This window comes from Nocardia sp. NPDC004278 (assembly GCF_053602975.1).
The window spans coordinates 109,042-130,837 of sequence record NZ_JBSGEQ010000026.1; the positions used below are offsets into that span (position 1 = coordinate 109,042).

The following is a 21,796-nucleotide window of genomic DNA, read 5'->3' on the forward strand; positions in this document are numbered from 1 at the left end:
GCATGCGTGCCCGGACCACTGCGAACGCCTTCGGTGAACCGTCACGGATTTGGGGCCGCTTTGGGCTGTCCTGAGGTTCTGCCCGCCGGGTTGTGAGATTCCTACTCGTTGAATGGAAGGATCTTCACCCGTGCCGATGATGTACTCACCGCAATTTCGCGAGCGAGCCGTTGCTCTGATTCTGGAAGAAGGTCGGCGGGTCGCCGATGTCGCCTGTGATCTGGGAGTCACCGAGGGCTCTCTGTACCGATGGAAGCAGCAAGCCCTGATCGATCGCGGCGAGGCACCGGGCACACCCACGGTGGAATCGGCGCAGCTACGAGATGCACTGAACCGGATCAAACAGCTCGAGGACGAGTTGCGAGCGACACAGCTGGCGGCCGAGATCCTCAACGACACCACCGTTAGCCCAAAAGGCGCTTCCCGGTTGTCACGGCCTTGACCGGGCAAGGAATCAACATCCGCACCGCCTGCCGTGTGCTCAGGATCTCTGAACGCGGCTACCGCCACCACCGCAACCGCCCCCACGTCCCACCCCCCTCGAGGGGTATCAACCACGGCGCTGGCCGCCCCGATCGCCGTCGGTGAACACGAACTGCGGATCTCGGCCAGCATCGGGGCCGTGACCACCGTCGCCGACACCCCGGCCGCGGATCTGCTCCACGCCGCCGACCGCGCGCTCTACCACGCGATCCGACGAGATCTAGCGTGGATACCCCGTCAGCTACTCACATCGCCGCCCATTCAAGGAGAATCTCGAGAATAAGAACAAATTCCGCGCAGGTGTGGCTGTCATCGCCGCCGCGCTGGCAAGCACGGTGGTTTGGGGACCTGCTGCCCAAGCCGAACCTGTTGCCCCCGACTCAGAGACGTATTACGAAATCCATGTACACGCTGGCAGGCCGCGCAACGCGCGGCACTGGCCCCCTTCGACCTGACCCACGTCCAATTCGTCCTGCTCGCCTCCCTGACCTGGCTCACCAGCCGGTCGGGCGGCGATCCCGTCACCCAGCGCGACCTCGCCGACCATGCCGCCACCGACCCCATGATGACCTCCCACGTGCCGCGCACCCTGGAACAGAAGGGTCTGCTGGAACGGCGCGATCACCCGACCGACCGCCGCGCCAAATCCCTCGTTCCCACCGAATCCGGTGCGGCCCTGGTCAATCGGGCCATCGGCGCCGTCGAAACCTGCGACCGTGCCTTCTTCGCCCCCCTCGGCGACCGCACCCCCCGCTTCACCGCGGCACTGCGTCGACTCCGCGACCGCGAGCCCGACTGAGCAGGCCGCTCTCCCAGAACAGCGGCCACAGCACCAGGACGGCCACGCCGCACACCACCGGCAGCGCACCGAGATGGGACGCGAACGCGCCCAGCGCCAGAGCCAGAATCGAACAGGGCACCGGCCAGGCCAGCGCCCAGCGCCATCCCGCCGCACTGCGGACACCACTCACACCCACCACGATGAAATAGGTTGCGGCGCCGCCGCACAGCGCCCAGCCCACCCCGGTCGCGAGATGGCCGTGCGGATGATCCAGGGCCAGGCCAAGACCCGCGGCGAGGGCGGCTATCCCACCCGTGACGCCGCAGTGGGTGAGCATGATGCGCTGCCACGGTTCGTTCGCGCCGGCCACCGTGTCGGCCATCAGCCGCGGGATGAAGCCGTACAGCAGCGTCAGCGCCCAGAGCCCGGCCAGGCTGACGAAGGACGCGAAGGCCAGTCCGAGTACCCCCGCGTTCCACCGCACACCGCCCAGCGCCGCGATGATCGCGATGACGCCCTCGCCGAGCACGATGATCACGTACAGACCGAGTCGTTCACCGAGATGGGCCGGATCCGCGTGCACCGCCTCGATCACCGGCACCCGATCGGGATCGAAACGCGGACTCCGCTCTATCCGCTTCAACCGGGCCCGCAGGTTCTTGCGCGCCTCGGCCAGCATCTTGTCGCCGGAGATCGCGAACATCACGTACAGGTCCAGCGCCAGGCCCAGTGCCCACAGCCAGAACTTGCCGGGCTCGCCCACCCACAGCGACACGATCCACGGATACACGCCGACGGTGAGCTGTACCGTCGGCCAGTCGACCACGAACTTGCCGCGGCCCCACAGATGTTCGGCGCCCAGCCGCACCAGCACATAGACCGCCGCGAACGTGGTGGCGTGCCGCTCGGGAATGCCGGGCACGGCCGCCGCCATCAAGCCCAGGCCCAGCATGGCCGCCAGCATCAGGGCCACCCTGGCCTGGTCGCGAGCAATGTTGCCGTACAGCGTGATACACGCCCACACCATCCAGAACGCCAGGTACAGAACCACATACAGACCCAGATCGCCCAGTGATGGACCCCGGTGCAGCAGGTGTGTCAGCTGACCGATGCCCGCCACCGCGACCAGGTCGAAGAACAATTCCATCCAGCTCGCGTGCCGCTCGGGCGTCCCGTTGCCCGCATCCGCCGGCTTGCTTCCGCCTGTCCCAGGAGTCTCATTGACCACGCCCCGCACACTAACCGCCCGGCCCGTGCCCGGTTTCCATACCGCCACGCCGAGGGCCGCCCGACCTGTCGGAGGGCACTGTCATGATGGACCGCGTGACTGCCGCGACCACCCAGGCCCAGCTCCGGCTCGACGAACTCGATGCCGAGCAGGCCGCGGCCGTGCGCGCACCCCGGGGACCGGTCTGCGTGCTGGCGGGCGCCGGCACCGGCAAAACGCGCACCATCACCCATCGCATCGCGCACCTGGTCTCGGCCGGGCATGTGCGCGCCGACCAGGTGCTGTCGGTGACCTTCACCGCCCGTGCGGCGGGGGAGCTGCGGAGTCGGCTGCGGGCACTGGGTTTGAGCGGTGAGGCCGGGCAGGTGCAGGCGCGGACCTTCCACGCCGCCGCCCCGCGGCGAGCCAGTGCCCGAACCGTTTCCGGATGGCGGAAGGAAGGGGCGGTGCGGCGGGAAGGGTAGCCAATGGCCTGGCATGTACCGACGGTGGTCGCAGCCCGGAGTGCCCGGGCCAGTGCCCCGGCAACCGTCGTGGATCGACGATGCCGGGGCCGGTCCGGCCGGGTCAATGGCGTGAGCAGGAACAACACACCAGCCATCGAGAAACTGATGACAGCGAAAGGCTTCGCCCGCTGCTCGGGCCCAGGCGGAGGCCGATCTCCGAGGACTGCGGATCCCTGGTGCTCGATCCCGAGCACCTGAGTGACGAGGTCCGGGCATGGTTGGTTTCCCTGCACGAAGGCGAGGCACGGGCACGGCCGCGCGCCGAAGCGACGTTGCACGCCTACTGCAGCCGGGTCAGTCCGGTGCTGATCGGTTGGGCCGCAACCCGATCCCATCTGCGTGAGATCACCCGCCCAGACGTGTCGGCGGTGCTGAAAACCATGACCGGGCACCGGCGCACCGGCACGTTCGTCGCGCTGCGGTCGCTGTTCCGGTTCGCCAAACGACGCCGTCTGATCTTCGTGGACCCGACCCGCCGACTGCACGCCGGTGCCGTTCCGCGACGCTCGGTGTTGCCCATGACCGACCAACAGGTCGACGCCGTCACCGCGACCGCAGTGACCCCGCTCCAGCGCGTCACCGTCGCTCTGGTGGCGTTCTACGCCGTCCGCGCTGTCGCGCTGCGGCATCTTGTCCTCGAAGATGTCGACCTGCCCGGCCGGCGGATCCGGATCGGCGGAACCGTCCATCAGCTCACCGATTTCACCCACACCGTCCTAACGGACTGGCTGAGCTACTGGCACAGCCGATGGCCGCACACCTCCAACCGCCACGCGATCGTCACCCGCGACTCCGTCCTCGGCACCGGACCGGACTTATGTGGTGTTCTTCCCTGGCAGGTTCGGTGAGGTGGTGTGATGGCGGCGCGGGTGCGTAACCGCAAAGGCGAGGGCGAGCTACTGCGCGAGCAGATCCTGCGTGCGGGCACTGAGCAGCTGACCGAGCTCGGCAGCACCGAGGCGTTGACGTTGCGGGGCGTGGCCCGGGCCGCCGGCATCGCCCCAGCGAGCATCTACCGCGTCTTCAGCGACAAAGCCGCGCTGATTCAAGGCCTGATCGACCACGAATTCGAACGGCTGCTGGCAGTGCTGCACCAAGCCGACGACACCAACGATTCCGGCGATGCGCTCACCCGGTTACGCACACTGCTGCACACCTACCGCCAATTCATCGCGGCCAGCCCGAACCATTACCGGCTACTCATGGCCAGCCGCGACGGCCTGCCCATCGACGAGGTAGCGCGCGGCGCGGTCGGCGATGTGTTCATCGCCGCACTCGAGCGATGCGAACACAGCGGGTACCGGCTGCGGCTCGACCGCGAACGAACAGCGCTCATGCTGTTCGTGACCATGCGAGGACTCGACGCGTTGTCGAGTCCGAGCAGGGTGAGTACCAGCATCGATCCGGTATCCGAATTCCTCGACGAGGTCCTGCATTTGGTCTTCGAACCCTCCACCACCACCGCTCGTCCGCAGGCCTCGATCACACCTGTACCACCCGAATCGCCGGTACCGGCAACTGACGAGACAGCCGACCGGCAACCCGGCGTATTCTGAACCGACTCTCCCGCAATGGTTTTCGCAACAGCCGAGAAGGGAACGGACGGCGCCCATCCGCCTGCCACGCGGTCACCTACCTCAGGCCGGTCCATCTACGGACCCGTAGATCCGGCTTGGTAGGACCACAGATGAACGTCCTGCATGATCCTGGCCCGACCGGCGACCACATCGAACTGCTGCACACGTTGCTGACCGCCCGAGGCTGGGTGATCCGAATCCGGCCAAGGCCGCCGACGGGAAGCGGTTGCATCGGTTGGAAACCGATCCGGTGACCGCACCGGTCGTGCAACGGATCTTTGCCGAATATCTCGGTGGCCGAGGGATTTTCGCGATCGCGGAGGCCCTGACCCGCGACGATGTTCCCGCGCCGTCGGCCTACGACCCCGCACGAAACCCGCACCGACCCGGGGTGGCCTGGTCCAAGGGCGCGATTCGGGTGATCCTGTCCAACCCCCGCTGCACCGGGCGGCAGGTGTGGAACAAACAACGCAAAGACGAAATCCTCATCGATGTCGAGGACATCGCTTTGGGGCATGAGACCCGGATGCGATGGAACGACCGTGACCAGTGGGTCTTCTCCGATCACACGGTGCACGACCCGATCATCGACACCGACACCTTCGAACGCGCCCAGCAGGTCCTGGCCGCGAAGGGAGCAGGCCGGGGGACGCGGGAACGGCACCGCACCCATCACACCTATATGTTTCGCAGTCGGCTGCGGTGCGGGCTGTGCCAGCGGCGGATGCAAGGCCAGCGAAGCCGGGACATGCTGCTCTACCGATGCCGGTATCCCAACGAGTACGCCCTGGCGAACAAAGTCGTCCATCCCCGCAATGTGTATTTGGCCGAACGGGATCTACTCGGCCCGCTCGACGATTGGCTGGGCACATGCTTGGCCCCGCACCGAGTCGCCGAGACCATCGATGCCCTCTACCGGTCCCAACCCGACCATGACCTCGACCAGTCGGCGGCGGCCGTCGCACAGGCGATCGAAGACTGTGACCGCAAACTGGCGCGACACCGGGCAGCCTTGGAGGCTGGAGCCGACCCGCATCTGGTGGCGCAATGGATAGCCGAGGTCCAAGCCCGCCGCGCCGAAGCCCTCGCCCGTTCACGGCCGATCACACGGCAACGGCGAATGACCAGCGAGGAGATCCGCGGTCTCATCAACGAACTCGGAGATATCCGGCACGTGCTGTCCGGGGCGGATCCAGTGGACAAAGCCGAGGTCTACCGGCACCTCAACCTGCAGATGACCTAGGCGAGACCGACTGCGGCGCAGAACATCTGGAAACGCCGATTCCGCAGGAGTGCGGTTCGGTACGACGCGCTCCACCGTGGCCAGGTCGGTGGCCGACGTCATCTGGGAGTCGGGCACGAAAGATGATCTCGGCCAGGACAATAGGGCGTGGGCTCGGACGTGGCGCACTGGTAGGTTGGCGACCGTCTGGTCGCCGATCCTGCTCGGCCGAACAGAACCATGGATTGTGCCAGGTGAGGACCTGGCGGCCAGAGCTGAAGGGAACGGTGTTGAGCGAACCGCGTAATCGTGAATTCGGGTTGACGCGACGGCGTTTCATCGGTGGGACGGCATTGACCGCTGCGGTCGCGGCGATGCCGGTGAATGTGCAGCGGGTGCTCGCGGAACCGGTTGTGCCGCAATCGATCGAACACATCGTGTTGCTGATGCAGGAGAATCGCTCGTTCGACCACTATTTCGGCACGATGGCCGGTGTGCGCGGTTTCGATGATCCGGACGCGTTGCGTTTTCCTGACGGTTCACCGGTGTTCCGGCAACCCGACGAGCAAAACCCGGACGGCTACACGTTGCCATTTCATCTGGACACCTATCGCAACAGCGTGCAGAAGATTCCGTCCACCTCGCACGCTTGGTCGGTGCAGCACGAGGCACTCAACGGCGGCCGGATGGACCGTTGGCTGCCCGCGCACCGCAAGGCCGATGGGGCCAACGGGCCGTATGTGATGGGCTATTACGAGCGTGCCGACATTCCGTTCCATTTCGCGCTTGCCGACGCGTTCACGGTGTGCGACGCCTACCACTCCTCGGTACTCGGCCCGACCTGGCCCAATCGGATGATGTGGATGACCGGGACCATCGATCCGGACGGTACCGGTAGCGGCCCGATCATCAAGAACGCCAAGCTGCCGAGCGGCTACTGCTGGACCACCTATCCCGAACGGCTCGAGCAGGCCGGCGTCAGCTGGAAGGTCTACAACGAAATCGACGATTACGGCTTGAACGTGTTGGAACAGTTCCGCCAGTTTCAGCAGGCCCCACGGGATTCACCACTGTACGAGAAGGGAATTGCCACTTCACCGGTCGGCACTTTCGAACGTGATGCCCGGGAAGGCAACCTGCCGGCGGTGTCGTGGATCATCCCGAACGCAGCCGCGTGTGAGCACCCCGACTACCGGCCCGCGGACGGTGCCAAATTCATCTCCGATCGCATCAACGCTGTAGCAGCGAATCCAGAAACGTGGGCCAAGACCGTTTTCATCGTGAACTACGACGAGAACGACGGATTGTTCGATCACGTCGTGCCGCCGCTGCCGGACGCCGGCGAACCCGGCGAGTTCGTCGGCGACCTGCCGATCGGTGGCGGATATCGGGTGCCATGCATCATTGTCTCGCCGTGGACCTCGGGCGGCTGGGTGGCAACCGAACGTTTCGACCACACCTCCTGCCTGCAATTGCTGGAATGGTTCACCGGCGTGCGCGAGCCCAACATCTCCCCATGGCGGCGAAGGACTTTCGGCGACCTCACCTCCACTCTGCGACTGGATCGACCACCCAGCACCAACCCTGTGCAGTTCCCCGGCGTTGATCTCGAGGTGGCTAGGGCGGACGCGACCGATCTGCTGCCGAAGCCGGTCGTACCGGCTAGTCCCCAAAGCCCGCCCACCCAGACCCCGGGCGCCAAACCACAACTCCCGTAAGGACTGGCACCGCGCTGTGCGGTGGTCACACACATCCTGCCGATACCGCCCACCGTCGTCAGGCCACGCACCCGCAATGGGGTGGGCGCAACGAAACTCGGGTGTGCTTTGATGCCGTGCAGGCGATGTGCCTGGACCGCTGCGTGGCGCTACATGCTCCGCGCCTCGATCGAGTACCAGGTGCGTGCGGACAACGTTGCAGACGGTCGAATCTGCTAGCGGCACAACCGAAGCCGTGCACATAAGGAAGTCATCGAGGGTCTAGATGATCAGTTCTCGGCCACTGAGACTGCCGCCGAACACGCTCGTGCACATCGGAATCGACCCGGTCGTGGCGCTCCGCGCGACCACGTGGATCCAAAGCTGCGGCCGCGATACCAAGCAACAGCAGTACGACGATTACGCCCACGATAGATCCGCCGATCAACAACCGCTTCCCATTGCTCGGTGCTATGGAATACGCGGTCTGGAGCCGGGAGATCCGCGACGGCCAACTGATTCACCACAGCGACCGCGGCTCGACCTACACGGCTATCCGGTTCGCTAATCGGTTGGCCGACAACGGGATCGCGCAATCGATGGGCTCGGTCGGGGACAGCTACGACAACGCGTTGATGGAGAACTTCTTCTCCACGCTCAAGACCGAGTTGGTCTACCGGCGGAACTGGCGGACCCGCGACGAGGCCGAGAACGCTCTGTTCGCTTACATCGACGGCTGGTACAACTCCCAGCGCATCCAGAAGAAGCTGGGTTGGCGATCACCGGATGAGTTCGAAGCCGGTTACCATCAACAGGTTCCAGCCGGAACCAGATAATCCGCTCTGTTGTATTCTTCGGAACCACCAAGAACCGTCCACCGCCCCTCACCGGGCTCAAAATCGGGCTTGGTAGACCCGCAGCGAATAGCTGCTCGGTAGCAGCTGCCGTGACATCAGTGTGATCGTTGGAACGCTCGGATTTATCCAGGTTGCAGCGGGGTAGCGCGTCCGGAATCGGTGCGCTATTTCTACCAGAGGCTGATCCGCTACGGAACCCGACCGCAGCACCCTTCACGCGCTCGGTAGCGGGTCTATTATCGGATAGCGTTGCAGCCCAACTAGTTTCGGTAGCGAGGTCGGCTGGATGCTGATACGATCAGCGATGTTGCTTGGCCAACAAGCCTACTTCCAAGCACGAATTTCACAGGCATTCGAGAATAATGAGATATCTCCGGAATGCACCAATACCGGGCTCGACGAAAGGTAATGCATGAAACAGCTCGGCAGCATTTCTGCCTTGATCGGCACGGCTCTCGCTCTCACCATATGGGCACCTGCCACGGCTAATGCCGCGACCGGAACCTTTGAATACACCGCTCAGTCCAGCAATGCTCCAGAGGTTCTGAACAACCCCAAGTACCGGAATTGCTACAATATCAGCGGTCGCAATCCCAAGAATGGCGTAGATATTTATGCGGTACTGTACGCAGACGCCAACTGCAGCGGAGACGCTATGAAGATCTTGGATCCCGCGGAAGGGTATGCCACCATCGACTTCAGGTCGGTGCTTTTCTCTGACTAACCTCCGGCACGCCCTATCAAGGACCGGCACCCTTCCGCTCAGCGGTGATCGGCCGCTCGTCAAGGTGTAGCGGCGAGTCGCGGGTGTGCTCGTCGACCTTCGACGCGATCTTCGCCGCCGCACCGTCGGTGGTGGAGTCGAACTGGAAGTCCAACGCCCACAGTATCTTCGGTGCGTCCGCGTCGATCGGCGGCATCTGCGAAACTCCCGCGTCCGCGAAGCACCACAGTATCGGCGTTGGTAGATTCAATTCGTCGAGTACGGCGGCTAGCGAAGCGACGCACCAGAAGGTTTATCGATCCTATGGTAGACAGCGGCAGCGACGCCGACCGAAAACACCACGGGCAAAGTGGCGCATCCGAGCCAGCGAGCAAGCCGAACTCACAGCAATAGGTCAGAAATCGGGTGATCAGTGTCGCTTCCGCCTGAAGACTGGATCAGGCACAAATTTCGTGATTCGGCCGATCGGGTTGCTCAGTCGCTCAACAGGATTCGCTTCCGGAGCAGGTCCGGTTTCGCCCGCCCGAACATCTGGCGTTTGATCATCTTGATGCGGTTGACGTGCCCTGCGACCGGTCCACTGCTCCAGGGCAGCGTCAGACCGGCGGTGACGGCGTCAAAGTCGCGCCGCAGGCCGCGGACAAACGAGTGCAGGGCTGGCAGGTCATCGGCACTGACGGCCGTCATCCATCGCTCCAGCTCACGGCCGCGAAGCTGGCCCATCATCGTCGCGAAGGTGCGGACATGACCGACGAGGTCGGTGAGCTCGGGGCTCGCAGTGAGGATCGCATCGAGCCGCTGCCGATCATTTGAGTCGAGGCGGGCGGGATCGCTCATGATCCAGCTGACTACGCGGCGGACCGACGGGGGCTTGGGCGCTGTGCGGGGAATGTGGGTGGTCGTGCGGAATGGGTGCAGGTAGTTGAGCAGGATCTTCGGGCCGCCGCGGTAGCCGAGGTGTTGGATTTCGCGGAACAGCTGAGTTGCGTTGGTGCAGTCCTCGTTCCATCGCTGGTGCAAGTAGGGCTTGAACTCTTCGAACAGGCTGGGGCGTCGTCCGGTGCCGGTGTTGACCAGTAGTTCTTCGACGCTGGCTGCACGGGCGAAACGCCGCACGGTTCCTCGGGCGAGACCGAGCCGGGCGCCGATGGCGCGCAGGCTCATGCCGTCGTCGAGCAGCGCGTGGACTGCGGCATAGCGTTCGCGAGTCCGGACGGCCCACTTGTCGATCCGTTGTGCTGGTGGCTCGCTCACCTCGGCGATCACTGGCGCTTGCTGCTGGTGCACGATCGCAGGCTCGGCGTCACCATCTTCGTCAGCTGTGGCGTCGAGGTGGTCTCGATGCCGGGCAACGACGCGTTCGACCGCTTCGCCGAGGTTGTGTCAGATAGTCCTGGTAGGCCGCTGGCGAGGTTTTCCGTTGGGACGGTTCCTTTTCCAGCGGCCCCCAGCCCGAACCCGGTGTGCGGCTTTCACCGCGACGGGCTCTCCGGTGATTACGACGTGGACGACGGCGGTGTCGGCTGTCCGGCGTGTATGTCGTGATGGCAGGAACGACAGACCACGAGGGTCTTGCGTCGCCGCTTGGCCATCAACTCCGCCCATTCCGGTTGCGGCCGTCCCGGCCGGTCGAGATCGGCGAGTTTCCGGATGTGATGCACCGAGATGTCCTCGGTGCTCCGGCAGATCTCGCATCGTCCCGCTTGGAGCCGGTCGACCAGCTCGGTGCGGCGGACGATACCGGGAACCAGCACGCGATCGGTGATTTCCGCGTCCAGTTGCCGTCGTAATGGAATGCCACCGGACCGTGCGACCAGTGGTTTCCTGCCGCTGCGTTCGACTCTGGCCTCGAAGCACTTGCGCGGCCCATGCGGTGTGGTGACGGTAGCCGCGCAGGTAGTACTGGACGACGCCCCGCCACTCGGCCCCGTAGACGTTGACGATGGTGTAGTCGTCCTCGTTGAGCAGGTTGGGCCTGCGCTCGGGTTTGCCGCGCGCCAGGTAGGGGGCTTGCTTGGCCTTGATCACCGACGACGGAACCCGCAGGCTCGCAACGACGTTGACGCTGCGCTGTCCTCCGGTGAGCTTGCCGTCGTTGTGTAGCACAGTGATCTCATAGCCGAGGAATTTCGCCGCCTGGGTGCGGGCGTGCGTGATCAGCGTCTTGTCCTGCGACAGTTCGAGTTTGAGTTCCTCACGCAAGAATGTCGTCAGGCGCTGCTTGATCTCCTCGGCCTCGGCCTTGGGTCCGCTGAACCCGAGCAGGGTCCAGTGCGCGGCGTGGTGGGAATCCGGGCGCAGCACCCGCTGATGAACACCAACCACATTGGAGAGCCTCGATTGACGACCCTCGACGATGACCGTATTGCATTGGTTTGCGCTGCGCCGCTACCGACAGTGGGGGAGCTGGTCGCGGCGATGAGCGGCGAAGTGCCCGACGATCACCCCGCCGTGCAGATTCTGCGGGCCGGGTTTCTGCTGGCCACCATCGACGACTGGGTATCACCCGATCGCGTCGTCACCGATCAGGGCGACCTCGGATCGCAAGTGCTGTGGCATGTCGGTGTTTTCGACATGAGCGATCTGGTACGCGCGCATCTGATCGACCGCATCAACCATGCCGCCGCCCGGGGTGATATCGGCCCGGCCATCGACAAACTCGCTCGCGCCTGGTGGGAGTACCGCCGCACCACCCGCTATAGCGAATCCCCCTTGGACAGCCTCCTGCACCAGAAGGCGACCACCGCACTCATCCAAGCCCGTGCGCACTACACCCGGCTCCACCACACGGCACAAGCAACCCTTGGCCTGGGCCAAAGACACTCGGTGCACAACAACCCGAGCTGATCAGCCTATGGCCACTGACGGCCCGACCGACCGATATCCGCAACGGAACTCGTGCCCAGCCCGGCGAAGCGCCGCCCGGACGCGGGCCACCATCTTCCAGACCCGAGGACTTCCCTACCCAATGACAACGATGCCCGATCCGCCACCCGAACGGATCGCCCAGCTGGCCCGGACCGTCCACACCAGCTGCACTCCTGGGGCAAGACACCCCTGTTCTTCGCCGTGCTCACAGCCGAGACCAGTGATGACTACCAGCTCTGCTTCACACATTTGGAGGAGTACCCGCGCCGCCGCGCATTCGCCGATATCGCCACCGAGTTCCTGGATTCGATGCCTCGCGCTCGGGCACGGACATTCGGGTTCGGGTGTGTACTCGACGACGAAGACCTGCTGCTGGGCACCCTCGGTGTGGTCTTGATCGCCGACTCCCACGGCAACCTGTGGCGCACCATGAGCATCAAACGCTTTCCCACCGCCGACCCCATCGAGCACTACCACCCCGCCGCAACCCCAACTCCCGGCGGCGAACTCACTGACGAGATCCGTGTAGCGGGCAGGGTGGTCTCCCAGCTCCGGGACAACCAGACGCGCCCCGATGATTGATGGCAGCGATTGGCAACACAGAAGACAAGCCGCCCCAAGGAAGGAACGCGTCCGTTAGCGAGGAACGAAAAGGCCCATGGATCAACGCGTCTCACGCCGCCATCGCACAGGCCCGGTGCCACCCGACGGGCAACGGGTGGCGGTCCGCTGCCCCAGTGTGCTGCGCCAAAACATGTTGGTCGCGCTGCACGGCGGGGCCATCGGCGCGCACAGTAGCCCCGCGGACCTCGGACAATTGACCGGCAAGCACTTCGAACAGGCGCCGTTTGGGTTTGGTGTCGTGCGTCTGCACGTAGCCGAAGCAGCAGGAACCTCCGTCGGCGGGCATGGTCTTGCCGGCAATCACCTCGAACCAGCCGTCCCAACGGGACCTTTGTTGACTGGAGTGGATGTAGCCGCCGTCCAGGCCGACGACCAGCGGCAGGTCCGGACGGGCAGCTCGGCCCACTCGGCCGGGCATCCGGTGATGAAGCTCGGTTGCTCGTCGCCCAGTTCGTCTTCGAGACGTTGCGCGACAGCCTGCACCTGGCGGCGCACGATGGTGGCGTGCAGGGCCTGGCCCAGCGGCAGGATCTCGCCGCGGATGGACCACCGGGCTGAATGGACCCTGGCTGTCGTTCTCGTCGATGTAGGAGCGGACCGGTTGCAGGCGCTGCACGGTGTCGCCGGCCAGCGCCTGCGGGTGCGGATATTCGACAAGGCCGTCCCTTGCGATTGTCGCTGACAGACAAGCGCCCCGTGCGCCGGTTCACCGACGATCGTGGTGTGCAACAAGTCACCAGCCTTGACGCCTACTTTGTCGCCCTCGAAGTCGCACGCACCGCTGAATCACCACGCCTGGAGTCATCCCCGGGCACAGCGATCCGGAACGTTCACGACGACCGAGCTCGGTGATCAGGTCGCGTCGGCCCGACCCACGACCCATCCGAGCTTCATACAACGACCCGAGACCGAGGAACCAGAATGAACCGCTTGGAGACCACCCAGACCGATGTCGGCGTTGAGCGATTGACCAAGATGTCGGCGAACCCACGTCGCCGCAACCGGCGCAGCGTTGACGGCAAGGTGGTGCTGATCACCGGTGCGGCCCGTGGCATCGGCTCCGAGACGGGCAAGGCACTCGCGGCCAAGGGTGCGCGGGTAGTCCTCACTGACGTCGATGCTGCTGCGCTGGCCACGGTCGTCGCCGAGATTGGTGAGGACAAGGCCGTCGGTGTGGTGGCCGACGTCTGCGACCTCGCTGCGATGCAAGGAGCGGTTGCCCGGGGCGTCGAGAAATTCGGTGGCATCGACCTGGTGCTTGCCAACGCCGGGATCGCAAGCTACGGCTCGGTGCTCGAGGTCGACCCCGCCACCTTCAAGCGCGTCATGGACATCAACGTTCTTGGCGTCTTCCACACCGTGCGGGCGGCGCTGCCGACCGTCATCGCGCGCAACGGTTACATCCTGGTCGTCTCGTCGCTTGCGGCGTTCGCCCCGGTGGCGGGCCTTGCGGCCTACAACGCAAGCAAGGCCGGCGCTGAGTACTTCGCCAACGCCCTCCGCCTCGAGGTTGCCCACCAGGGCGTCGATGTCGGGTCTGCGCACATGTCCTGGATCGACACCCCGCTCGTGCAGGAGGCGAAGAAGGACTTCCCTGCTTTCCAGCAGATGCTGAAATCGCTGCCCGGCCCGCTGAGCAAGACCACTTCGGTCGATGCCTGCACAAAGGCGTTCGTCAAGGGCCTGGAACGTCGTTCGCGCCATGTGTTCGTCCCGGGCTGGGTCGGCCTGATCGGCCAGGCCCGCACGCTCGTGAATTCACGAATCGGTACTCGCAGCACTCTCAAGCAGGCAGCCCATCTTGTCCCGCAGATGGACGCTGAAATTGCCCAACTGGGCCGCTCAACGAGTGCCCGCAACGTCGGCGCGCCGAGCCGAACTGAACAACTCTGCTGACCTCGCCGCATCTCGGCGACACCCCCATGCCCGGTGCCGGACTCTCCGGGATCGTCCGGCCTACCAAACACACACTCGACCAGGGAGAAGCCACCATGATTCGGCTAGCAGGCAAGAGCCATCACCCCCCACGCGCAGGCGCCGGTCTGCAGCTCCAGGATCTCAACGGACATCGGGAGCGCCCGTGAACGCCGTCGAATCCCGGGATCTCGCTGCGCCGCTGAACCAGATCGCGTTTTCGGTCGTGGACCTGCGACGCACCGAGCGCTGGTTCCGAGAAGGCTTCGGCCTGCTGCCCGCGGGCGGCAGCCGGAGGATGATGCGCGGCATCTTGGCCGCGCGCGTGCAGGGCCTACCGCGGGCCGCCTCGACCTGCTGGTGGCTGGTCGGGCGCAATCCGTGGTTTCAGTTGGAGCTGTTCCAGTTCGAGCGGCCGATCGCACGGCCGATGCCGGCAGACTTCCGACCATGCGACATCGGTTACACCCGCATCGGCATCTGGGTCGCCGACTTCGACGCCACGCTGGCAAACCTGGCGCGCCTGGACACCGTTCCTCTGACACCGCCCCTGGGCGAACCCGGTGTGCGACGCGCCTGCGTTCGCAATCCGGATGGCGTCTACGTGGAGATCATGGAAGACGATCCGCTCGCGGGGCAGGTCGGTGGCGAGCGTCTGCAATGCCCGGCGGCGATCCGCTCGGTGACGCTGTCGGTCCCCGACCTCGGCAGTAGCGCGGACTTCCTGCGCCACGGCATCGCGCTCGCCGAGAGCAGCATCGCACTGCATACGCCGCAACATGAGGCGCTGTGGGGTCTGGCCGGTGCTAGCACGCGCACTAAGATCTTCCTCGCTGGCGACGTACTGGTCGAAACGGTGCAATACCTGGACCCGGTCGGCAAGCCCCGGCCGGCGGGTTACCGCATCAGCGATCAGGGCATCCTCAACATCGCCTTCGGCGCGCGCAACAAGCGCGATCACATCAACGTCTACGAGCGCGCCGTCGCCGCCGGGGCTGACCCCAATTGCAAGCCGGTGCACCTGCCAGGCGCGGGCGTGGTCTACGTCAACGACGCGCAAGGCTTCTCCTTCGAAATCCTGTGGATGCGGCCCGGCCTGTCCGACCGACTGTGGGGTTTCGCGCCCCGACCCACCCAGCGCCGGCCCGATCCCGACACGCACACGCTCGAACAAAACATCTACCTCGCAGCGCCGCCGGCACAGGTCTGGGCGGTGCTCGCCGATCACGAGGGCATGGCGGCCTGGTCCGGCTTCACCGATGTGCGCCTCACCGCCGCGGGCAGCGGCCAGCGCGGTGGATACGGCGCGCAGCGCCTGATGAAGGGGCCGCTAGGGACCATGCGCGAGGAAGTCACCGCGTGGCAGCCGCCACGCACTTATCGCTACCGCGTCGTCGAAGGCTCGCCCGTCGTCTGCCACCAGGGGCAGATAACGCTCACGCCGAGGGGATCGGGCACGCAGTTGAGATGGACCATCCGCTTCCGGCCGAGGCTGATCCTCACCGGCGCACTGCTGCGGCGGGTGCTGGAGACGAAACTCGGCGCAGCCCTGCGCGACGGGTTGAAGCCGCTGATCGAGGGGGAATCGAAATGATGCCGGATGCCCGACAGACACCCGAAATGGAGGACCCCATGAACCAACCAGTCTTCGCCAGCCGCAGGATTGCGGTCAACGGCATCACGATCACCGTCGTGATCGAGGGGCACGGCCCCGATGTGCTACTACTGCACGGCTTCCCGGACGACCATGATGTCTGGCGGCTGCAGATTCCGGCACTGGCCGCAGCCGGCTATCGCGTGATCGCCCCGGATCTGCGGGGCTGCGGACTCTCCGACGCACCGTCGAGGAAACAGGACTACGCGCTGACCCATCTAATCGCCGACCTTATCGGCCTGCTCGATGCGCTGGCCATCGCCAAGGTCCGTTTGGTTGGGCACGATTGGGGGGCAGCGATCGGCTGGCGGCTTGTTCTTCAGCACCCAGACCGCATTGAGCGCTACGCCGCACTATCGGTGGGTCACCCGGTGGCCTACGCGAAGGCGCCGCTCGAGCAGAAACTCAAAGGCTGGTACGTGCTGTTCTTTCAGCTACGAGGACTGGCGGACTGGTTGCTGCGCTGCCGCAATTGGTGGCTGTTTCGCAAGTTGACTCGGTTCGATGCCGAAATGCCGAACTGGATCGCCAATCTCGAGCGCCCCGGCAGGTTTACCGCAGCACTGAACTACTACCGCGCCAATTTCAAGGGCGCCTTGTTCCCCAAGGACCTGCCGCACGCACGGGTGCCGGTCATGGGAGTGTGGAGCGACCGCGACGCGTTCCTCGCCGAATCGCAAATGGTCGCGTCAGAGGCGCTGGTGGACGCGCCCTGGCGCTATGAGCGTGTCTCTGGCGCGAATCACTGGCTGCAGCTGACGGCGCCTGACCGTGTGAACGCCCTGCTGCTCGATTATCTGCGTTGAACCACGTAGGGCCGCGGAGCACCACGACACTCATTGGATTTGTCCGAACTTTGGGAGGCAGGCCGACCCGATTGCAGCTATGCCGAGCAGAGCCGCCCCTTACTGGCGAACCCGCACCCCCGCCGAACTCGTTTTCTCCAGTTCCTGAGGCCTGCTGGTACGCGCCCGATCCGCGCCGGGGCTGGAGCGGTTGTCATCGTGTCAACGGAACGCCAATCATGGATCTGGCACGAATTTCATGATTCTGCCCGGTCGGGTTGCTCAGTCGCTCAACATGATTCGCTTTCGGAGAAGATCCGGTTTCGCTCGCCCGAACATCTGGCGTTTGATCATCTTAATCCGGTTGGCGTGGCCTTCGACCGGTCCGCTGTTCCAGGGCAGGGTGAGACCGGCAGTGACCGCATCCTGATCGCGGCGCAGGCCGCGAACAAACGAGTGCAGGGCAGACAGGTCGTCGGTCTCGACGGCGGTCATCCACTTCTCCAGGTCACGGCCCCGCAGCTCGGACATGATCGCGGCGAAGTCTCGGACATGGCCGACCAGCCTGGTGAGTTCCGGGCTCGTTGCGAGGATCGCATGGAGCTGTTGTCGGTCTTGCGGGTCCAGCCGTGCGGGATCGCTCATGATCCAGCCGACGGCACGCCGCACCGATGGTGGTTTGAGCGGCGGCTGAGGGGCATGGCCGGTCGTGCGGAACGGGTTCAGGTAGTTGAGCAGGATCTTCACGCTGCCGCGGTAGCCGAGTGGTTGGATCTCCCGGAACAGCTGAGTTGCGTTGGTGCAGCCTTCATTCCAGCGCTGGTGCAGATAGGGCTTGAACTCGTCGAGCACGCTGGGCCGACGGCCTGTTCCGTTGTTGACCAGCAGCTCGTCGACGGTCGCGGCGCGGGCGAAGCGACGCACTGTTCCTCGTGCGAGGTCGAGTTGGGCGCCGATAGCGCGGATGCTCACGCCCTCGGCCGTATCGGACAGCCGACGCTGATAGCGGCTGTGGACCCGGTTCGACGTCCGGGCACACTCCGGACACGGCATTGCCACGTCGGCAGTGCTGGCATCGATCCGCACCACGGCTTCGACGGCGCGCACGCTCTGGATCTGCAGCCTACTCAGGTGCGGGAACAGAACTGTCAGCAGTCCAAGATCAGAACACCCGCGACATGATGAATCATCAAGCACCCGTGCGTATCCCGATTGGGTCAATCACTCAATCTGTGCCAGATCCAGTTTTCACGTTCCGCCGACAGCGTCGGACGCCTCGGCGACGAGATCGGCCAGGGTGAGCGCGACCCGCAGTTCGAGGGTGCGCTTGTCCACCGACCTCCCCAACAGTTCCTCGGCTTGCCGGAGCCGGTAGGCGACGGTGTTCTCGTGGATGCTGAGTCGTTTCGCCGTTCTGCCGCGGCTGCCGTTCTCGTCAAGGTAGGCACGCACAGTCGCGGCGAGCCGGCGGGTGGTCTCATCCCCCGATGCCAGTGCACCGAGCTCGCGTGCTACGAAGGCGCGGGCCTTTTCGAGATCTGCTGTGGCGAGTGAGCGCAGGGAGATGTCGTGGTAGCGAGTGATGCTGCCCTCGCCGCGGCCCGCTAACCGCGCTATCCGCTGCGCTTCGAGTGCCTCGACATGGCTGGCGCGAAATCCCGCGATGTCGCGCGCCGGTTCGCCGATCGCGACACGGACGCCCGGTGCCGTCACCGTCCGGAACCGCAGCTCGTCCAGAACTCTGGAGGGCACCGGGCTGCTGGTGCTGATCCAGGCAGCCACCGAGAGTGTGCCGAGAGGCTCAATGAGAGGTCGCTGGGTACCGATCGCCGCGGCGATGTCGCGGATGGCGGCTTCAAGAAGGGCAAGGGTGTTGCGGCCCTCTTCGTGAGCGTCCAGCCAAGCGACTGCGGCGACGTGCACCCGGCGCAGGTCGTGGCGCAGCCGTCGGCCGGCGACGTCGATGTCGATGGGTTGCCCGGACAGGATGGTGCTGATTGCCTCGGCCTGGCTGGCGGCCGCACTGCGTAACCACCGTTCACGCTCGGTGACGTATACGTCCTCGACCAGACACAGCGCCGTGTCGACATAGGCGAATAGCCACGCTGAACACAGGTCGGTCGCCGAGGTCAGTTCCTCGGCATCCGCGACGTGCTCGGCCAGAATTTCCCTCAAGTGTCGAGACGTCGCGGCGTGGCCCAGTCGGTAGCTGCGCATCAACGTGGTCAGTAGCACGCCATGCTGGGCACCATCTATGGCTAAATTGATGGTCGCGGCGCGGAGTCTGACAGCCTTTACGGGATCGGCGCCTGAGCGCAGCACTTCCGCGAGGTCGCGGATACTCGCCTCCGTGCTGGCCCGGTGCGCTTCGAGCGCCTCGGGATTATCCAGCAGCTCGGGCAGCCGCTCTTTCGTGTAGACCGTGATCGCATCGGAGATCTCGCGGGCGCGTTCGGTGAGTTCAACGGCCGCTGGCTGCAGGACCGTCGACCACAGACGGCGCTGCTGCTCGCCCTGTGCGCCCACCCAGGCCGGCTCCACGCCTTGCACGCTACGCCGCACTTCGCCGAGGTGTGGTTATTCGACAACGGCGACGCGCAGCGTTGGCGCTCACAGACAAGCTGCCAGCGGCCCCGCTAAACGACGATCGACACATGCGACAACTTAGTAGTCCGGATGCTCAGTTCCTGGCCATGGAAAATGACCGGACCCAAGGTCACGTGAGCATCTTGGGGGTGTTCGACGCCCACGCTGCGTCGGCAGCAGCAGCTCCTCGACCTCACGAAACTCAGCGGAAACCGAAAGTACAGCCACACACAGTGGTCGATGATCTCGACCGGGCGGCGGTGGCCCTTGTACGACGCCGTTGCGGTCCTCACCCCACCGATCCTCCCAGTTCGCCAACATGCACATAACGTGACAGTGCCTCCCCGAGACCCGCAGCGAACATCATAGATCTGCGCAACGCCGTCCACCCTTCTTCGTCTTAAAACTTTCAACAGTCCAAAATCTAAGCAGGACAAGGCATTGCGCCCAAACCGCCAGGTCAGCGAACCCACGGCAACGTCAGAAGAGCCCCGCCCGTTCTCTCATTTATCAACAACACGTAGGAGCAATCGATATGAACATTAAGAAAGTGCTTGTCGTCGGATCGGGCACCCTGGGCCAGCAGATTGGTTTCCAGTGCGCGGTGCACGGCTTCGAAACCATCATGTACGACCAGAGCCAGGAATCGCTGGATGCCTGCCGGGCGAACCACCGGCAATACGCAGAGCTGTTTACCAGTCAAAGACGGAAGAGTCAGGCCGAGATCGACGAAGGGGTCGCGCGCCTTTCCTACACCACCGATCTCGCGGAAGCAGGCCGCGACGCCGACCTGGTCAGCGAATGTGTGCCCGAGGATCCGGAAATAAAGCGGCAGGTCTTTGCTTCACTGCATCAGTCTTGTCCGGCGAGAACTGTTTTCACCACCAACACCTCGACGCTCTTACCGAGTCAGCTGGCCGACGCGACCGGACGACCCGACCGGTTCTTGGCGCTGCATTTTGCCAACGAGATTTGGGAGCGCAACATTGCGGAGATAATGGCGCACCCGGGCACTGACCCCGAGATTCTCGAGCACGTAGTGACGTTTGCCAAGGCGATCGGTATGGTTCCGATCCGCCTGGAAATAGAGCAGAGCGGCTATGTGATCAATTCGCTTCTGGTGCCCTGGTTGATGGCGGCGCAAGCGTTGGTTGTCAATGGCATCGCAAGCGCAAAAGACGTCGACAGGACCTGGATGATCGCCACCAAAATGCAGCTGGGTCCGTTCGGCATGCTGGACATCGTCGGATTGGAGACCGCCTACAACATCGCGTCCTACTGGGGAGAAGTCAACGGGGACGAGCAATTCAAGAAGAATGCCGATTACCTGAAAACCAATTATGTGGATCACGGGAAATTGGGTGTGAAAACTGGCGAGGGATACTACAAGCATCCGAGCCCGGAATATGCGCAACCAGGATTTCTAGTCTGACCGAGCTATGGACTCCGACTGGCGTCGGGGGTCCTTGAAGCCGGTGGGCACTGTCACGTTATGTGCATGTTGACGAACTGGGAGGATCGGGCGGAGTTGGCGGCGTTTTGAAGTCCGCTGCGGCGCAACGATTGACCGCTGGGGTATGACCGAGTTTCGGGAGGGCGCGGTCCGGATCGTTCGGGAGACGGGCAAGCCGATCGCTCAGGTGGCGCGGGAGCTCGGCCTGAACGAGGGCACGCTGGGTCGGTGGGTGAACCTGGACCGGCGCGCTCGCGAGGGCGAGGGCCCGTTGAGCGAGAACGAGCGCGACGAGCTGAACCGGCTGCGCAAGGAGATGCCGAGTTGGCGATGGAGCGTGATGTGCTCGAGCGCTCGGCTGCCCTCTCACGATGCGGCGGTGAGCCTGGCCGTCCTGATTGCTGCGCAGAGGGCCGAACACGGGATACCGGCCGCGGTGTCGTGCCGGGCGCTGGGCGTGTCGCAGGCATGGTTTCACAAGTGGCGCAAGGGAGATCGGTCCCCACGCCGTAAACGACGGATGGCGTTGGCGGCGACGATCGCCTATCTGCGGCAGGACGGCGGCATGAACCGAATCGAGGCGGCTTCGCCGCCGCTGTTCTGGTGGCGCAGTGGATAGCCGAGGTCCAAGCCCGCCGCGCCGAAGCCCTCGCCCGTTCACGGCCGATCACACGGCAACGGCGAATGACCAGCGAGGAGATCCGCGGTCTCATCAACGAACTCGGAGATATCCGGCACGTGCTGTCCGGGGCGGATCCGGTGGACAAAGCCGAGGTCTACCGGCACCTCAACCTGCAGATGACCTACCATCCCGCAAAACGACTCGTGCGGGTCGAG

The 21,796-nt window shown here is 64.6% G+C and carries 24 protein-coding genes and 1 pseudogene; 17 read left to right on the top strand and 8 right to left on the bottom strand.

All coding sequences use genetic code 11. The features are described from left to right. Positions 1-136: 136 nt before the first annotated feature. Entirely contained in the window at positions 137-442 is a 306-nt protein-coding gene (locus tag ACWEO2_RS31815) for a transposase (RefSeq protein WP_452408740.1), read from the top strand. 108 nt (positions 443-550) lie between these two features. Here ACWEO2_RS31815 and ACWEO2_RS31820 read toward each other — a convergent pair whose 3' ends face one another. After that, a complete protein-coding gene (locus ACWEO2_RS31820) occupies positions 551-688 on the bottom strand; it encodes a hypothetical protein (protein WP_452408716.1) in 138 nt (45 codons plus the stop codon). Between the two features lie 135 nt (positions 689-823). Here ACWEO2_RS31820 and ACWEO2_RS31825 point away from each other — a divergent pair, with 135 nt between their 5' ends. Further along, on the top strand, positions 824-1,282 hold the full coding sequence (locus tag ACWEO2_RS31825; protein WP_452408717.1) for a MarR family winged helix-turn-helix transcriptional regulator: 459 nt from the start codon (positions 824-826) through the stop codon (positions 1,280-1,282). Here ACWEO2_RS31825 and ACWEO2_RS31830 read toward each other — a convergent pair. Further along, complete coding sequence (locus ACWEO2_RS31830) at positions 1,239-2,492, bottom strand: low temperature requirement protein A (protein ID WP_452408718.1); 1,254 nt, start codon at positions 2,490-2,492, stop codon at positions 1,239-1,241. The genes ACWEO2_RS31825 and ACWEO2_RS31830 overlap by 44 nt on opposite strands. Positions 2,493-2,575: 83 nt before the next feature. Here ACWEO2_RS31830 and ACWEO2_RS31835 point away from each other — a divergent pair. The 7 genes and pseudogenes from ACWEO2_RS31835 to ACWEO2_RS31865 all read left to right on the top strand — a co-directional run. Continuing rightward, positions 2,576-2,896: pseudogene (locus tag ACWEO2_RS31835) on the top strand (UvrD-helicase domain-containing protein); the annotation flags it as partial. 278 nt (positions 2,897-3,174) lie between these two features. Beyond that, complete coding sequence (locus tag ACWEO2_RS31840) at positions 3,175-3,846, top strand: hypothetical protein (protein ID WP_452408719.1); 672 nt, start codon at positions 3,175-3,177, stop codon at positions 3,844-3,846. A gap of 9 nt (positions 3,847-3,855) precedes the next feature. Next, positions 3,856-4,554, top strand: coding sequence for a TetR/AcrR family transcriptional regulator (locus ACWEO2_RS31845; RefSeq protein WP_452408720.1), 699 nt, complete (start codon positions 3,856-3,858; stop codon positions 4,552-4,554). A gap of 256 nt (positions 4,555-4,810) precedes the next feature. Then, positions 4,811-5,818: a recombinase family protein gene (locus tag ACWEO2_RS31850; RefSeq protein ID WP_452408721.1), complete on the top strand. Its 1,008-nt coding sequence runs from the start codon at positions 4,811-4,813 to the stop codon at positions 5,816-5,818. Positions 5,819-6,171: 353 nt separating this feature from the next. Next, positions 6,172-7,515, top strand: coding sequence for an alkaline phosphatase family protein (locus tag ACWEO2_RS31855; RefSeq protein ID WP_452408741.1), 1,344 nt, complete (start codon positions 6,172-6,174; stop codon positions 7,513-7,515). A gap of 452 nt (positions 7,516-7,967) precedes the next feature. Further along, positions 7,968-8,330: a transposase gene (locus ACWEO2_RS31860; protein ID WP_452408722.1), complete on the top strand. Its 363-nt coding sequence runs from the start codon at positions 7,968-7,970 to the stop codon at positions 8,328-8,330. Positions 8,331-8,763: 433 nt separating this feature from the next. Further along, positions 8,764-9,075, top strand: coding sequence for a hypothetical protein (locus ACWEO2_RS31865; RefSeq protein ID WP_452408723.1), 312 nt, complete (start codon positions 8,764-8,766; stop codon positions 9,073-9,075). A gap of 16 nt (positions 9,076-9,091) precedes the next feature. On the opposite strand, the gene ACWEO2_RS31870 is transcribed toward ACWEO2_RS31865, so the two are convergent. From ACWEO2_RS31870 to ACWEO2_RS31880, 3 genes are all read right to left on the bottom strand, one after another. After that, complete coding sequence (locus ACWEO2_RS31870) at positions 9,092-9,271, bottom strand: hypothetical protein (RefSeq protein WP_452408724.1); 180 nt, start codon at positions 9,269-9,271, stop codon at positions 9,092-9,094. 278 nt (positions 9,272-9,549) lie between these two features. Next, positions 9,550-10,239: a transposase gene (locus ACWEO2_RS31875; protein ID WP_452408742.1), complete on the bottom strand. Its 690-nt coding sequence runs from the start codon at positions 10,237-10,239 to the stop codon at positions 9,550-9,552. A 332-nt stretch (positions 10,240-10,571) separates the two neighbouring features. Next, complete coding sequence (locus tag ACWEO2_RS31880; protein ID WP_452408725.1) at positions 10,572-10,829, bottom strand: HNH endonuclease; 258 nt, start codon at positions 10,827-10,829, stop codon at positions 10,572-10,574. Positions 10,830-11,223: 394 nt separating this feature from the next. Between ACWEO2_RS31880 and ACWEO2_RS31885 the strand changes: the two genes are divergently transcribed. Together ACWEO2_RS31885 and ACWEO2_RS31890 are read left to right on the top strand one after the other, a co-directional pair. Further along, entirely contained in the window at positions 11,224-11,922 is a 699-nt protein-coding gene (locus tag ACWEO2_RS31885) for a hypothetical protein (RefSeq protein WP_452408726.1), read from the top strand. A 222-nt stretch (positions 11,923-12,144) separates the two neighbouring features. Further along, complete coding sequence (locus ACWEO2_RS31890) at positions 12,145-12,525, top strand: hypothetical protein (RefSeq protein ID WP_452408727.1); 381 nt, start codon at positions 12,145-12,147, stop codon at positions 12,523-12,525. Between the two features lie 91 nt (positions 12,526-12,616). Here the strand turns inward: ACWEO2_RS31890 and ACWEO2_RS31895 are convergent, their stop codons facing one another. Next, the gene (locus ACWEO2_RS31895; RefSeq protein ID WP_452408728.1) at positions 12,617-12,985 is read right to left on the bottom strand and encodes a hypothetical protein; all 369 of its coding nucleotides are present in this window, start codon (positions 12,983-12,985) and stop codon (positions 12,617-12,619) included. 17 nt (positions 12,986-13,002) lie between these two features. On the opposite strand from ACWEO2_RS31895, the gene ACWEO2_RS31900 reads away from it, so the two are divergent. The 4 genes from ACWEO2_RS31900 to ACWEO2_RS31915 all read left to right on the top strand — a co-directional run bounded on the left by ACWEO2_RS31900 (position 13,003) and on the right by ACWEO2_RS31915 (position 16,941). Continuing rightward, a complete protein-coding gene (locus ACWEO2_RS31900) occupies positions 13,003-13,125 on the top strand; it encodes a hypothetical protein (protein WP_452408729.1) in 123 nt (40 codons plus the stop codon). A gap of 417 nt (positions 13,126-13,542) precedes the next feature. Next, entirely contained in the window at positions 13,543-14,463 is a 921-nt protein-coding gene (locus ACWEO2_RS31905; RefSeq protein WP_452408743.1) for an SDR family oxidoreductase, read from the top strand. A gap of 184 nt (positions 14,464-14,647) precedes the next feature. Next, complete coding sequence (locus tag ACWEO2_RS31910) at positions 14,648-16,075, top strand: SRPBCC family protein (RefSeq protein WP_452408730.1); 1,428 nt, start codon at positions 14,648-14,650, stop codon at positions 16,073-16,075. A gap of 38 nt (positions 16,076-16,113) precedes the next feature. Next, positions 16,114-16,941: an alpha/beta fold hydrolase gene (locus tag ACWEO2_RS31915; protein WP_452408731.1), complete on the top strand. Its 828-nt coding sequence runs from the start codon at positions 16,114-16,116 to the stop codon at positions 16,939-16,941. Between the two features lie 261 nt (positions 16,942-17,202). On the opposite strand, the gene ACWEO2_RS31920 is transcribed toward ACWEO2_RS31915, so the two are convergent. Then, positions 17,203-17,772, bottom strand: coding sequence for an ISL3 family transposase (locus ACWEO2_RS31920; protein ID WP_452408732.1), 570 nt, complete (start codon positions 17,770-17,772; stop codon positions 17,203-17,205). A 396-nt stretch (positions 17,773-18,168) separates the two neighbouring features. Continuing rightward, entirely contained in the window at positions 18,169-19,461 is a 1,293-nt protein-coding gene (locus ACWEO2_RS31925) for a PucR family transcriptional regulator (RefSeq protein ID WP_452408733.1), read from the bottom strand. A gap of 580 nt (positions 19,462-20,041) precedes the next feature. Here ACWEO2_RS31925 and ACWEO2_RS31930 point away from each other — a divergent pair. Continuing rightward, positions 20,042-20,938 (top strand): 3-hydroxyacyl-CoA dehydrogenase, encoded by an 897-nt coding sequence (locus ACWEO2_RS31930; RefSeq protein ID WP_452408734.1) that lies wholly within the window; start codon positions 20,042-20,044, stop codon positions 20,936-20,938. Between the two features lie 145 nt (positions 20,939-21,083). After that, entirely contained in the window at positions 21,084-21,578 is a 495-nt protein-coding gene (locus ACWEO2_RS31935; RefSeq protein WP_452408735.1) for a transposase, read from the top strand. Positions 21,579-21,796: the final 218 nt, after the last annotated feature.